The following is a 12,458-nucleotide window of genomic DNA, read 5'->3' on the forward strand; positions in this document are numbered from 1 at the left end:
AAGGCACGAAGCCAGTCAGTCGAAGGGTCACGCCCGCGGCCACCAGCGACAGCCCAGCACCATAAGGCTGCGACGGGAATCCTCACAGTCAGTCGTCGTCGCCGTGGCCGTCCGTCGCGGGCACCACGCAGGCGTCGCCGACGAAGGCGCCCGCGAACGACGGGGCGCCGAGCGCGTTGGCCGCGTCCGAGGTGAGCGTCAGGCCGGCCGGGACCCCCGCGCAGGCCGGGGCGGCGCCGTTGACGGGCTGGACCGCACCCAGCGCGAAGATCTTGACGCGGGAGGGAAGCTTCTTCCCGTTGAGCCGGGTGACGGCCGTCAGGTAGCCGGTGTTGGTGTCGACGTCGAACTTCGTGATCTTCAGGTCACCACCACCGACAGGGGTGAACTCCAGCCCACCCACGTGCGAGATGACGCCACCCTTGATCCGCGTGATGGGGAACGACACCTGCGCCACGCCGCCCGGCGCGGACAGCATGCCCGGGGTCACGGTACGGACCTTGAGGGTGTCGACGAGGGTGGGCACCAGGGCCGGGTTCAGCACGACGGTCGTGGTCCCGTTGCCCTGCTGGTCCCCGGTGGTGGAGGCGGAGGCAGGGGTTGCGACCGCGGTGGCGAGCGCGAGGGCGCCGGCGGCGGCGAGACCGGCGGCGGTGCGGGTGCGGAGCATGAGAGGGTCCTTTCGTTGGGCTGCGGCGTACCCTGAACGTTGCACAGGACCTGACGTTGCGCAATCTTTAGTAGAGGGATGAGGTGGATGGGGCCGACGGGGACGGAGGGACGCCACTCGATCGGCGACGTCGCCGAGCTGACCGGTGTCGCGCCGGGCACCCTGAGGGCCTGGGAGACGCGGTACGGCGTCGTGAGCCCCAGCAGGACCTCGACCGCGTACCGCTCCTACAGCGATGACGACGTCGAGGTCGTCCGCCGGATGCGCGTGCTCGTGGACTCGGGCATCCCGGCCCGGCGGGCGGCAAGGATGGCCGGGGAGGCGTCGCCGGTCACCGCGCAGGAGTCGCCGGGAGGCCCCGTCGCCCCCGGGACACCCGCGACGGCGGGTTCGCCGCTGGCCGACCACGGGACGCTGACGAGGGTCGCCGCGCGGTTCGACCCCGTGGCCCTGCAGCAGGCCCTCGACGAGGCGTTCTCGCTCGCGTCGGTCGACCGTGTCATCGACGACTGGCTCATGCCCTCCCTCGGTGTGCTGGGCGCGGCGTGGGAGGCGGGCGACGTGGACGTGGCGGGGGAGCACTTCGTCTCCTCGGCGGTGATGCGCCGGCTGGCCGCGCTCTTCGAGGCCTCGGGGGCGCAGGGTCCCCGGGTCCTGGTCGGCCTCCCGCCCGGGAGCCGGCACGAGCTGCCGGTGCTGGCCTTCGCCGTGTGCCTGCTCCGGGCGGGCCTGGACGTGCTGTACCTCGGCCCGGACGTGCCCCTGGACAGCTGGCCCGCGGTGGTCCGGGCCAGTGCGCCCCGCGCGGTCGTCATCTCGGCTGCGCACTCCCGGGACGTCGAGGCCGCGAGCTCGACCGCCGAGGTGCTGCACGACGCCGGGGTGCCGGTGGTCTACGTCGGGGGACACGCCGCAGGTGACGTCACCGGCGCCACCCCGCTGCCCGCACGGCTGTCGTCCGCTGCCCAGCTGGTCCGGTCAGCGTTGCGCTGAGCCCGGCCCCCCGGGTTGCGATGTTTGAGCTCCCGGACCGGTGGGAAGGGACCGGGGGTCGCGGCCCGCGGCGGACCCCTCCCCCGGGCCACCCCCGTCGGGGCCGCGGCCCGAGGTCTGCGGCCTGCGCGAATCCTCGACCGGGGACTACGGGGTCGTGGCCTGCGGCGCCGCCGTGGAACCACCCGCGGCGGCGCCGTCAGCCCCTCGGCCGCCGCGCGGTCGTGTGGCCCGGTCGCGCGGCTCGGCCGAGCGGCCGAGGACAGGCGCCGCGGTGAGGGGGTGGCGGCGCCTGCCCGGCCCGGCACCACGGCCCGCCCGCCCCCCGGCAGTCAGCGGACCGTGGCGCATCCGTGGTCCTGCCTCAGAGGCCCAGGCCGGTGAGCAGGCGGTTCAGCAGGACCGAGAGGCCGGTCAGCGAGCCGTTGCCGTCCAGCAGACCCGCCACGGCGCACAGCAGGTTGCCGAGGAGGTTGCCGGCACCCGGGACCGCGGTGACGGCGAGGTTCACCGGCGCGAGGTCGACGACCAGGCCGAGCAGGTCGAGGTGGATGGCCCCGAGGTCCAGCGTCAGGATCGAGCACCCGTTCGGGGTCGCGAGGCTCTGGATCGGGGCGGTGAACTGGGTGCCGCCCGCCGGGATGCCGGTGCCGCTGATGGTGCCGCTCAGCATGAGGACGCCGTTGACGACGCTGGTCGACAGGTTGCTCAGCTGCCCGGTGAAGGCCGTGCCGTCTGCGAGCGTGCCGGTCACCGGGAGCGTGGTCGCCGCAGGGGCGACGGCCGCGGGCGCCTGGGGTGCAGGCGCGGCGTTCGCCGCCGCGGCAGGGACGAGGCCCAGTGCCCCGGCGAGGACGACGGCGGTGCTGGTTCCGACGAGCTTGGTTCGTAGCATCATGCGGGTCTCACTCCTCGTGCTCGGAAGCCCATCGTGTGGGCCGTACGGGGGTGATGAGTCCGTGCGTGGCGCCGCGTGACGCGGGGGTCCGGCCCCGACCTCAGGCGAGGGACGCGCAGCCCTGCGGCAGATCGACCCCGCTCGCCCGCGTCATGCGTCGGCGGGATCGGCGTCCGACGCCCCGGCCTGCTGGCGAGCCGGAGCCGCGCTGCTGGCCCGCTGCACGAGGTCGACCGTGGCCAGCACCTCGAGGAGGAACTCCGACGCCGCCGTGGCGATGCCGCGCACGTCCCCGCCGGGGGACTGCTCGAGCACCTCGGTGAGCACCGCGTGGTGCACGTGGGCCAGGTCGAGCACGCTGACCCCGTCCTCGACGGCGCGGTGGCCGAGGTCGTACCCTGCCGCGAGCGCCGCCTCGCTGCGGCGCGGCAGGTACCGCAGGAACGCCGCGCGGTAGTCGCGGGCCAGCGCCTCGGCATGCACCGCGCTCACGCCCCGTCGTCGCGCACGGCGGTGGGCACGGGCCGCCCGGTGGCCTCGGCGAGGTAGGCCAGGCCCTCCTCGAGGTCGAGGGCGGTCGGGACGTTGCCCGTGCCCATGCCGAGCTGGACCATGGCGAACGCCACGTCCGGCTGGATCCCGACGATCACGGTGACCGCGCCGCGCAGCCGTGCCATCTCGGCGATGGTGCGCAGGGTCCGGGCGCCGAAGCTGTCGAGCACGTCCAGTGCGGCCACGTCGATGATGACGCCGCGGGACCGGTGCTCCCCGATCGCCGCGATCAGGTCGGAGCGGAACCGGAGCATCTCGGTGTCGTCCAGGGCAGTGTGGATCGACGCGACCAGGGTGTGTCCCTGTCGCAGGATCGAGACGAGTGCCGGTCCGGAGCTCACGAGCCCGTTGCCACGTCCTTTCGCGTCACGGTGTACCCGAGCAGCCGCTCGGCCTCCTCGAGGCCTCCCTGGAGGTCACCGATGGTGTTCATCTTGCTGAGGTCGACGCCGAGCGTCACGAGCGTCTGCGCGATCGTCGGCGACAGCCCCGTGATGATGACGCTCGCACCCATGAGCCGTGACGCGTCGACCGTCTGCACGAGGTGGTTCGCCACGGTGTGGTCCACGTCGGGTGCGCCGGTGATGTCGATGACGACGACCTTGGCGCGGTGGGTGCGTATGCCGGCCAGCAGCTGCTCGGTGAGCTGCCGGGCCCGCTGTTGGTCCAGGACGCCGATGATGGGCAGGATCAGCAGCCGCTCGCGCACGGGGAGGACCGGCGTCGACAGCTCGCGGATGGCGTCCTGCTGCTGGCGGATGACGCGCTCGCGCTCCTCCACGAAGCTCACCGCCACCGTGTTGGCGATGCGGTTCGCAGCGGGCTCGTAGGCGTCGAGGACCGAGTTGAGCAGGCCGAAGTCGCGCTGGTACTTCTCGAACAGCGACCGGGCCAGCACGTCGCGCAGGAGGAGCACGATGCCGACGACCTCGTGCGTCTCGACGCCCCGGGGGATGATCCGCTCGGACAGGTCGCGGGCGTAGTGCTGCAACGCCTCCACGCTGCCCGTCTCGAGCACCTCGACGTAGTTGTCGTAGACCGACGTGGTCTCGGCCGCCATCTCCTGCGGGGTCATCGCCTCGAGGAGGTGGGCCTCGCGGATCCGTGACGCCCACTCGTCGCGCAGCTTCGCACGGTGCTCGCGCAGGTGGGCGACGAGCTGCGGCAGCAGCTGCGTGCCGTCCCCGTGCTGGCCACCCCCGCTGAGCTGCCGGTCGTCGTCCTGCAGGGCCTGCCCGGTGTCCCTCTCGGTGTCCATCGTCATCCTCTCTCGAACCACTTGGTCATGCTCACGGTCGTGCCCCGGCCCGGCTCGCTGGCGATGCTGAACTCGTCCATCAAACGGCGCGCCCCCGGCAGCCCCAGGCCGAGGCCGTCGTAGGTGCTGTACCCGTCGGTCAGGGCCTGCTGGACGTCCCTGATCCCCGGGCCGGTGTCCCGGGCCACCACCCGGATGCCGCGCCGGGGCGAGTCGAGCAGCTCGACGACGATCTCGCCGCCGTCGGTGAACCGGACGATGTTGCGGGCGATCTCCGAGACCGCCGTGGCGAGCACCGTGAGGTCGGACCCCGTGAAGCCCGCCCGGGCGGCGAGCTCGCGTGCCGCCTGACGTGCCGCGACGACGTCGGGGTCGGCGCCGATCGGCACGCGCACCTCGTCGTCGCGGGCCGGTCCCCGCCCGAGCAGGGGCTGGCTCAGCCGCGAGCACAGCTCGCACTCCAGGAGGTGCCGGGCCGCGTCGACCTCGCGCTGCCGGCGGCGGTCCGCCCCGGACAGGGCGAGCAGGACCGGCCGGCACTGCTCCGTCGGTGGCTCGGTGTGCTCGAGGGCCAGCAGGTACTCCACCCGCAGCCGCGCCCGGGTGCGCTTCAGCTGCGCCGCCACTGCGCCCGCCGTGGAGCCGGACTCCTCGGCCAGGCTGTGCGTGTCCTGGCCGGAGACCTCGTGGGCCAGCAGGACCTGGCGCTCGCGGGCGGTGAGCCGCTCGAGTGCGACGCTGACGGCCTCCTGCTCCTCGGAGGCGACGACGAGCTCGTCGGGGGCGTCGGGCTCGGTGGGGTCGTGGACGCGGTGCCGGTTGCGGGCGGCGCGGTCGTCCTGGCGCCACATCGACGCGACCACGTTGCGTGCGGTGGCGATGGCGTACGGCTCGAGCATCCCCGGCTCGATCCGGTCCTCGGCGGCCAGGACGCGGACGAGGACCTCCTGGACGAGGTCGTCCGCCTGCGGGTGCGCTCCCACCCGGGCCCGGACGATCCGGCGCACCATCGGGATGAGGCCCGCGACGTCGCCCGCGCGTCCCTCGTCCTGCGGCGGCGGTGCCGCCTCGGCCGTGGCCACGTGGTGACCCTACGCTCCTGCGCGGAACTCGCACGCCCGTTGACCTGCGGTTTCGCCTCCCACGCGGGTGGGCGGACCTCCCTTGCGGTCCACCGCGCGCCGGGCGAGCGGTCGGCCTCAGCCGAAGAGGGTGCCCTCGCTGATCGCCTCGGCGTCGGCCCGCAGGCTGCGCTCGTCGACGACGAAGCCCTCGGCCACACGGTCGGCGATGCCGGCCCGCAGCGCGGCATACACCTCATCGGAGGGCACTCCCGCCATGGTGTCGCGCACCTCGCGCAGCACCGCCCGCAGCGTCGCGTTCGCGGCGTCGAGCCGGGCGACGTCCTCGTCCTCGAGCATCATCGGCGCGCTGCCGGGGGCGAACTCGATGCGCGTCACGGGAGCCCGGTCAGACCCAGCTCGGGAACCACATGCGCAGCGACCACTGGCTCTGCGGGATGACCTGCGCGGTGTAGATCGGCCAGAAGAACGCGAACAGCGCCAGCGTCAGCAGGCAGTAGGCGCCCACGACGTAGAGGCCGACCTCGCGCCGGCGCCAGGAGTCGGTGCGCCGGCCGAGGACGAGGCCGAGGACGAACACCACGCCGAAGATGATCCACGGCTCGAAGGCCACCGTGTAGAAGGAGTAGATCGTCCGCTCCTCCAGGCCGAACCACGGCAGGTAGCCGCCGGCCAGCCCGGCGAGGATCGCGCCGGCCCGCCAGTCGCGGTGGAACAGCCAGTAGAACAGCAGGACCACGATCGCGACGGCACCCAGCCACCAGACCGAGACGGTCCCGATGGAGGTGATCGCCTTGCTGCACTGGGCGACCACGCAGCCGTCCTGACCCTGCTTGGGCCCCTCGTAGAAGAACGACGTCGGCCGGCCCTGGACGACCCACGACCACGGGTTGGTCTTGTACGGGTGGTTGTCGTGCAGGTTGACGTGGAAGGTGTAGATCTCCTGGTGGTACTGCCACAGCGAGCGCAGTGCCGGCGGCATCCACTGCACGCCCTGGCCCGGGTTCTGCACGGCCCACTGCCGGTCGTAGCCGCTCGGGGAGCGGAACCAGCCGACCCAGGACGCGAGGTACGTCGCCACCGCCGTCCCGCACATGACGACGGCGGCGTAGAGGCCGTCGCGCACGACCGCACCGGTGAACCAGTGCCGCACCCCGGCGGCCCGGCGGGCCCCCAGGTCCCAGAACACCGTCATCAACCCGAAGGCGGCGAGGAAGAACAGGCCGGACCACTTGGTGCCGGCGCACAGGCCCAGGCTGATGCCGGCGACCCAGCGCCACGGCCGCCACCTGAGCCACGGTCCCTGGCCGGTCGCCAGCTCGCGCACCGACATGGCTGCGACCTTCTCGGCGAGGATCTCGCGCGTGCGGTCGCGGTCGATGAGCAGTGCGCAGAACGCCGCCAGTGCCCAGAACATGACGATGAGGTCGAGCAGCCCGGTGCGCGACTGCACGAAGTGGTGGCCCTCGAAGGCCACGAGGAACGCCGCGATCGTCCCCAGCAGCGAGGACCCGAACAGCCGCCGCGCCGCGCGCCCGACCATGAGGATCGACAGCGTCCCCAGCACGCAGACCGAGAACCGCCAGCCCCACGACGAGGTCTGCCCGAACAGCTGCTCGCCCACGGCGATGATCCACTTGCCCACCGGCGGGTGGACGACGAGGTCGCCCTGCGTGCCGAAGACGTCCGGCGTGCCGTTGGTGAAGAGCTCGTCCGGCTTCTTGATCGTGTCGGGCACCCGCATCTCGACGCCGTAGTCGAGCATCGAGACGCCCTGCTTGACGTAGTACGTCTCGTCGAAGACCAGCTGGTGGGGCCGGTCGAGCGACCAGAACCGCAGGATGCCGCCCACGACGGCGAAGAACAACGGCCCGAGCCACCCCCACAGGGTGTCCGTGGGCCGGAACCCGAGCAGGCGGGATCGCAGCTGGTCCACCCGGGTCATGCGCGTCATCGTATGCAACGGTCCCGGTCCGCCCCTGACAGGATGGCCGGGTGAGCCCCGAACCCGGCGTCCTCGTCCTCGCCGCCACGCCGATCGGCGACCCCCGGGACGCCGCGCCGCGGCTGGCCCAGGAGCTCGTGGGGGCCGATGTCGTCGCAGCCGAGGACACGCGCCGGCTGCGCCGCCTGTGCGCCGAGCTCGGCGTGTCGCCCGGCGGATCGGTCCTGAGCTACCACGAGCACAACGAGGCGTCCCGGACGCCGGAGCTGGTCCAGCGGCTCCTGGCCGGCGAGCGGGTGGTCGTCGTCACCGACGCCGGTATGCCGTCCGTGTCCGACCCGGGGTACCGGCTCGTGGGTGCGGCCGTGGCGGCCGGGGTGCGGGTCACGTGCGTGCCCGGGCCCAGTGCTGTGCTCATGGCGCTCGCGGTGTCGGGGCTGCCGGTCGACCGGTTCTGCTTCGAGGGGTTCCTGCCGCGCAAGGCGGGGGAGCGCGGCCGCGCCCTCGCGGGCCTCGCCGACGAGCGGCGCACGATGGTGTTCTTCGAGGCGCCGCACCGGATCGACGCGACGCTGGCGGCGATGGCCGAGGCGTTCGGCGCCGACCGGCCGGCCGCGGTCTGTCGCGAGCTCACCAAGACCTACGAGGAGGTCCGCCGCGGCGGCCTCGCGGAGCTCGCCGAGTGGGCGGCCGAGGGCGTCCGCGGCGAGATCACCGTCGTCGTCGGCGGCGCGACCGCGGCGGCGACCAGCGTCGAGGAGGCGCTGCCCGGCATACGGGCCCGCGTGGAGGCGGGCGAACGGCTCAAGGACGTCTGCGCCGAGGTGGCCGCGGCGACCGGCCTGTCGAAGAAGGCGCTCTACGACGCCGCCGTCAGGTGAGGAAGCTCAGGTGGTTCTTCAGCAGGGCGTAGCCGACGAAGGCCACCACGTCGAGCAGGGTGTGCGCGACGACGAGCGGGCCGACCCTCCGGGTGCGGGTGTAGACGAACCCGAAGAGCAGCCCCATGACGAGGTTGCCGACGAAGCCGCCGAAGCCCTGGTAGAGGTGGTACGACCCGCGCACCACGGCTGACACGAGCATCACCGCCGGCAGCGACCACCCCGCCCGCAGCCACCGCGTGTAGAGGTAGCCGATCATGACGACCTCCTCGAGCACCGCGTTCTGCGCGGCGGCGAGGACGAGCACGGGGACCGTCCACCAGTGGTCCGACAGGTTCGCCGCGGCCACGGTGGTGTTGAAGCCCAGCGCCTTCGCCGCGGCATACAGGCCCAGACCGGGTATGCCGACGACGGCGGCGAGCGCCGCACCGCGCCACAGGTCGCGCGTGGGCTGGCGCAGGTCGAAGCCGATGGCGTACCGGGCGTCCTCGCGGTCGCGGGTGAGCAGGTGGAGGGCGAGGACGACGGGCACGAGCGCGACGACGATGCCGACGAGCTGGTAGGTGAGGTCGAGCCACGGCCGGTCCGGGGTCACCGAGGAGTTCATGGCGGTCGTCTGCTGGTTGAGCGCCTTGTGCTGGGTCAGCTTGTCGACGAGCGACAGCAGCGACCACACGGCCGAGGCGCCGAGGCTGACCCCCAGGACGAGCACGGTCTCGGTGACGAGCGTCCGCGGCCTCGCGCGGGTCCCTGCAGCGTCCACGGTCACAGCGGGAGGGTAACCCGGGGAAATCCGGTGGACCCGGGCGCGGCCGCCTGTCTACCGTTGCCGCCGTGGACCTCTCCTGAGCAGCCGAGCCCCTGACCCCGCGCGCGGGGCCCTCCTCGACCCCAGGATGTGCATGTCCACCACCCTCACCGTCCACGACATCGACGTGGCCTTCGGCGCCCGCCCGCTCTTCTCCGGCCTCGACCTCGTCGTCGCCGACGGGGACGTCACCGCGGTCGTCGGCCCCAACGGCTCCGGCAAGTCGACCCTGCTGCGCGTGCTCGTCGGCGAGCTGCCGGTCGAGCGCGGCAGCGTCCGCCTCGCGCCCGGCGACGCGACGATCGCCTGGCTGCCGCAGGTGCTGCCCGACGCCACCGAGACGCTCCTGGCGTACGCGCGCCGCCGCACCGGCGTCGCCGACGCGGACCGCGAGCTCCAGGAGGCGGCCGCCGCGATGGCGACCGGCGAGGCGGGCTCCGCCGACCGGTATGCCGTGGCGCTGGAGCGCTGGCTCGCCCTCGGGGCCGCGGACCTCGACGAGCGCCTGCCGGAGGTCGCCGAGCGCGTCGGCCTCGCGGTCGACCCGGGCCTTGCCCTCGGCAGCCTGTCCGGCGGGCAGGCGGCGCGGGCGTCGCTGGTGGCCGTGCTGCTCAGCCGGTACGACGTGCTGCTGCTGGACGAGCCGACCAACAACCTCGACCGCCGCGGGACGGAGCTGGTGACCGACTTCGTGCTGGGTCACGACGGCCCGGTGCTGGTCGCGAGCCACGACCGCGCCTTCCTCGACGACGTCGCGACCGACGTCCTCGAGCTCGACCTGCACCAGCAGCGGGTGAACCGGTATGCCGGCGGCTGGAGCGACTACGTCCGCCAGCGCGACCTCGCCCGCCGCCAGACCTGGCAGGAGTACGAGGAGTACGCGGGCGCCCGCGACGGGCTGCTCGCCCAGGCGCGCCAGCGGCAGGGCTGGGCCGACCGGGGACGGGCCTCCGTCACGCGGGCCACGGTGACCCGCAGCGAGGCGGACAAGTTCATCCGCGAGAAGAACCGGGCCCGGGCCGACCGCCAGCTGGCGAAGGCGGCACGGGCCACCCGGGCGGTCGATCGGCTCGACGTCGTCGAGCAGCCGCGCAAGGAGTGGCAGCTGCGCTACGCCCTCACCGAGGGCCCGCCGTCGTCGGACGTGGTCGCGAGCCTGACCGGAGCGGTGGTCGAGCGCGGGGGCTTCCGCCTCGGGCCGGTCGACGTGTCGCTCGGGCGCGGCGACCGGGTCGCCGTCACGGGGGACAACGGCAGCGGCAAGACGACGTTGCTGTCTGCGCTGTTCGGGGCGCTGCCGCTCACAGCGGGGCGGCAGAGCCTCGGGACGCGGGTGCAGCTGGGGGTGCTCGACCAGGGCCGCTCGCTGCTCGACGGCGACGCGAGCGTCGTCGACGTGGTGCGGGCCGCCCTCGGTCCCGACCGGCGGACCGGGCGTGAGCGGGAGCCGGGGGAGGTCCGCACGCTGCTGGCGAAGTTTGGGCTGGGGCCGCAGCACGTCGCCCGACCCTCGCGCAGCCTGTCGATGGGGGAGCGGACGCGGGCGCTCATGGCGGTCTTCCAGGGTCGCGAGGTCAACACCGTGGTGCTTGACGAGCCGACGAACCACCTCGACGTGGTCGCGATCGAGCAGCTGCAGGAGGCGCTGGTGGCGTTCACGGGCACGCTCGTCGTGGTCAGCCACGACCTCGAGCTGGTCGAGTCGCTCGACCCGACCCACCGCTGGCTGGTCGCCGGCGGCGAGGTCGGCGTCGAGGCCCTCTGACCGGGCTCAGGAGGGGAGGGCGGGTCCCCGGCGGCGCCGCCGCCAGCGGCGGACCCGGAGCCAGAGCCAGACGAGCAGCCACGCGAGGGCGACCAGCACGACGACCACCAGGACCGGCAGGAACACGGCGACGAGGCTGATGCCGACCGACGCGCCGTCCTCCACGGTCGAGACGACCGGTGCCCCGAAGCCCAGGGTACCGGCGTTGATCGCCGGCCGGGCGGCCATCTTGCCGGTGTGCACCAGGCCGGAGACGAGGATGCCGAGGATGACGCCCACGAACGGGTGGTCGGCCATCCAGGTGGAGTGGTCGAGGTCGGAGGCGGCCGACGTCGCGGCGAAGACGAGTCCGCCCATGCTGGGCCGGATGAAGGTCTGGACCGCGTCGTTGACCGAGTCCACCGCCGGGACCTTGTCGAGCACCACCTCGGCGAGCAGGAGCACGGCGCCGATACCGATGGCCCACCACGACTCGATCCAGGCGTAGGACTGCGGCAGCGTGATCACGTCCGTGAAGCGGGCGACGAGGGCCACGAGCAGGAACGGGATGTAGGCGTTGAGCCCGGCGGCGGCCGAGAGCCCGGCGCCGGTGAGTGCGGCGATCATGCGGAGACCTCCCGTGGGCGCGTCGCGCCCGATGCGGACATGTCTACTCGACGCGGGTCCCGGGCGCCCGGTTCCGGCACCGGGGGGCGACCGGCGCGGGGAAACGGCACCAACGCGACCTTTGCGGAGACATGCCGCGGCAAACGTCAAGAAATCGTCAAACCCGCCACCGGCCGGGCCCCTGCTCGCCATGCTGGGTGCGTCCTGACGGACCACGACCCCTGAGCGGTCCTCTGCGGGCGGCGCGCGCCGGCTCCTGCCCGATCCAGCTCGACCCTTACCACGCAGTTCGGAGGATTCGTCATGCAGTTCAGCAAGCGCGGCGTCGCAGTGGCCGCCGCAGCAGTCGTCGGCATCGGGGCGACGGGGGGTACCGCGTGGGCGGCCGGCCTCATCCCGGGCGCCGACGGCGTCATCCACGCCTGTTACAACACGACCAACGGCAACGTGAGGGTGGTGCCGGAGGGCCAGAAGTGCCGCACGCACGAGAAGGTGCTGGCGTTCAACCAGACCGGCCCCCAGGGGCCGGCCGGGCCGCAGGGGCCCGCGGGGCCGCAGGGCCCGGCCGGACCGCAGGGCCCTACGGGTCCGCAGGGACCCGCAGGACCCGCCGGGGCCACGGGGGCGACCGGGCCGCAGGGTCCCGCGGGCAAGGACGCCCCGAAGACGTTCGCCGGTGAGTTCCTCGGTTCCACCGGGGCGATCTGGTCCGGGACCGGCGCGTTCACGGTCACGCACAACGGGCCGGGGAACTGGTCGATCACCATCCCGGCGGGAACGTTCCCCTCGGGAGCGGGTGTCGGCAACGGCTGCCCCATCCCGATGGTGCAGGCGCTCGTCCCGGGCGGCCAGATGGTCATCGACCAGAACCTGTGCGGACCCCTCACGGGTGACGGCAGCGTCCGGCTCGACGTGCACAGCGCGGACGGCAGCGACAACCACTACGTGAGCTTTGTGGTGACCGCGGTCGGCTGACCCACGACCCGACTCGGGGCCGCGT

At 73.4% G+C, this 12,458-nt stretch carries 14 protein-coding genes; 4 read left to right on the forward strand and 10 right to left on the reverse strand.

Annotation, left to right across the window (positions count from 1 at the left end; translation table 11 throughout):
- Positions 1-88: 88 nt before the first annotated feature.
- Positions 89-670, reverse strand: a complete 582-nt coding sequence (locus ACFUC1_RS18375; protein WP_379122388.1) for a hypothetical protein — start codon at positions 668-670, stop codon at positions 89-91.
- Between the two features lie 78 nt (positions 671-748).
- On the opposite strand from ACFUC1_RS18375, the gene ACFUC1_RS18380 reads away from it, so the two are divergent.
- Positions 749-1,663, forward strand: coding sequence for a MerR family transcriptional regulator (locus ACFUC1_RS18380; RefSeq protein ID WP_379122390.1), 915 nt, complete (start codon positions 749-751; stop codon positions 1,661-1,663).
- Between the two features lie 364 nt (positions 1,664-2,027).
- On the opposite strand, the gene ACFUC1_RS18385 is transcribed toward ACFUC1_RS18380, so the two are convergent.
- The 7 genes from ACFUC1_RS18385 to ACFUC1_RS18415 form a co-directional block, all read right to left on the reverse strand.
- Positions 2,028-2,561, reverse strand: a complete 534-nt coding sequence (locus ACFUC1_RS18385) for an ABC transporter substrate-binding protein (protein ID WP_379122392.1) — start codon at positions 2,559-2,561, stop codon at positions 2,028-2,030.
- Between the two features lie 150 nt (positions 2,562-2,711).
- Positions 2,712-3,053, reverse strand: coding sequence for a phosphatase RsbU N-terminal domain-containing protein (locus tag ACFUC1_RS18390; protein WP_379122394.1), 342 nt, complete (start codon positions 3,051-3,053; stop codon positions 2,712-2,714).
- Positions 3,050-3,454 (reverse strand): STAS domain-containing protein, encoded by a 405-nt coding sequence (locus ACFUC1_RS18395; RefSeq protein WP_316006356.1) that lies wholly within the window; start codon positions 3,452-3,454, stop codon positions 3,050-3,052. Before ACFUC1_RS18395 ends, ACFUC1_RS18390 begins: the two co-directional genes overlap by 4 nt.
- Positions 3,451-4,371, reverse strand: coding sequence for an STAS domain-containing protein (locus tag ACFUC1_RS18400; RefSeq protein WP_379122396.1), 921 nt, complete (start codon positions 4,369-4,371; stop codon positions 3,451-3,453). Before ACFUC1_RS18400 ends, ACFUC1_RS18395 begins: the two co-directional genes overlap by 4 nt.
- 2 nt (positions 4,372-4,373) lie before the next feature.
- The gene (locus ACFUC1_RS18405) at positions 4,374-5,453 is read right to left on the reverse strand and encodes a sigma-70 family RNA polymerase sigma factor (RefSeq protein WP_379122398.1); all 1,080 of its coding nucleotides are present in this window, start codon (positions 5,451-5,453) and stop codon (positions 4,374-4,376) included.
- A gap of 117 nt (positions 5,454-5,570) precedes the next feature.
- On the reverse strand, positions 5,571-5,831 hold the full coding sequence (locus ACFUC1_RS18410; RefSeq protein WP_379122400.1) for a hypothetical protein: 261 nt from the start codon (positions 5,829-5,831) through the stop codon (positions 5,571-5,573).
- Positions 5,832-5,841: 10 nt separating this feature from the next.
- On the reverse strand, positions 5,842-7,398 hold the full coding sequence (locus ACFUC1_RS18415) for a dolichyl-phosphate-mannose--protein mannosyltransferase (RefSeq protein ID WP_379122402.1): 1,557 nt from the start codon (positions 7,396-7,398) through the stop codon (positions 5,842-5,844).
- A 50-nt stretch (positions 7,399-7,448) separates the two neighbouring features.
- On the opposite strand from ACFUC1_RS18415, the gene rsmI reads away from it, so the two are divergent.
- Positions 7,449-8,279 (forward strand): 16S rRNA (cytidine(1402)-2'-O)-methyltransferase, encoded by an 831-nt coding sequence (rsmI, locus tag ACFUC1_RS18420; RefSeq protein ID WP_379122404.1) that lies wholly within the window; start codon positions 7,449-7,451, stop codon positions 8,277-8,279.
- Here rsmI and ACFUC1_RS18425 read toward each other — a convergent pair.
- Complete coding sequence (locus ACFUC1_RS18425) at positions 8,272-9,048, reverse strand: CPBP family intramembrane glutamic endopeptidase (protein WP_379122406.1); 777 nt, start codon at positions 9,046-9,048, stop codon at positions 8,272-8,274. The genes rsmI and ACFUC1_RS18425 overlap by 8 nt on opposite strands.
- Positions 9,049-9,181: 133 nt before the next feature.
- On the opposite strand from ACFUC1_RS18425, the gene ACFUC1_RS18430 reads away from it, so the two are divergent.
- On the forward strand, positions 9,182-10,852 hold the full coding sequence (locus tag ACFUC1_RS18430; RefSeq protein WP_379122408.1) for an ABC-F family ATP-binding cassette domain-containing protein: 1,671 nt from the start codon (positions 9,182-9,184) through the stop codon (positions 10,850-10,852).
- Between the two features lie 6 nt (positions 10,853-10,858).
- Here ACFUC1_RS18430 and ACFUC1_RS18435 read toward each other — a convergent pair whose 3' ends face one another.
- A complete protein-coding gene (locus ACFUC1_RS18435; RefSeq protein ID WP_379122410.1) occupies positions 10,859-11,458 on the reverse strand; it encodes a DUF4126 domain-containing protein in 600 nt (199 codons plus the stop codon).
- Positions 11,459-11,761: 303 nt separating this feature from the next.
- Between ACFUC1_RS18435 and ACFUC1_RS18440 the strand changes: the two genes are divergently transcribed.
- Complete coding sequence (locus tag ACFUC1_RS18440; RefSeq protein ID WP_379122412.1) at positions 11,762-12,433, forward strand: hypothetical protein; 672 nt, start codon at positions 11,762-11,764, stop codon at positions 12,431-12,433.
- The last annotated feature ends 25 nt before the right edge of the window (positions 12,434-12,458 follow it).

Source organism: Pedococcus sp. NPDC057267, from assembly GCF_042668795.1.
In the GTDB taxonomy this organism is placed as follows: domain Bacteria; phylum Actinomycetota; class Actinomycetes; order Actinomycetales; family Dermatophilaceae; genus Pedococcus.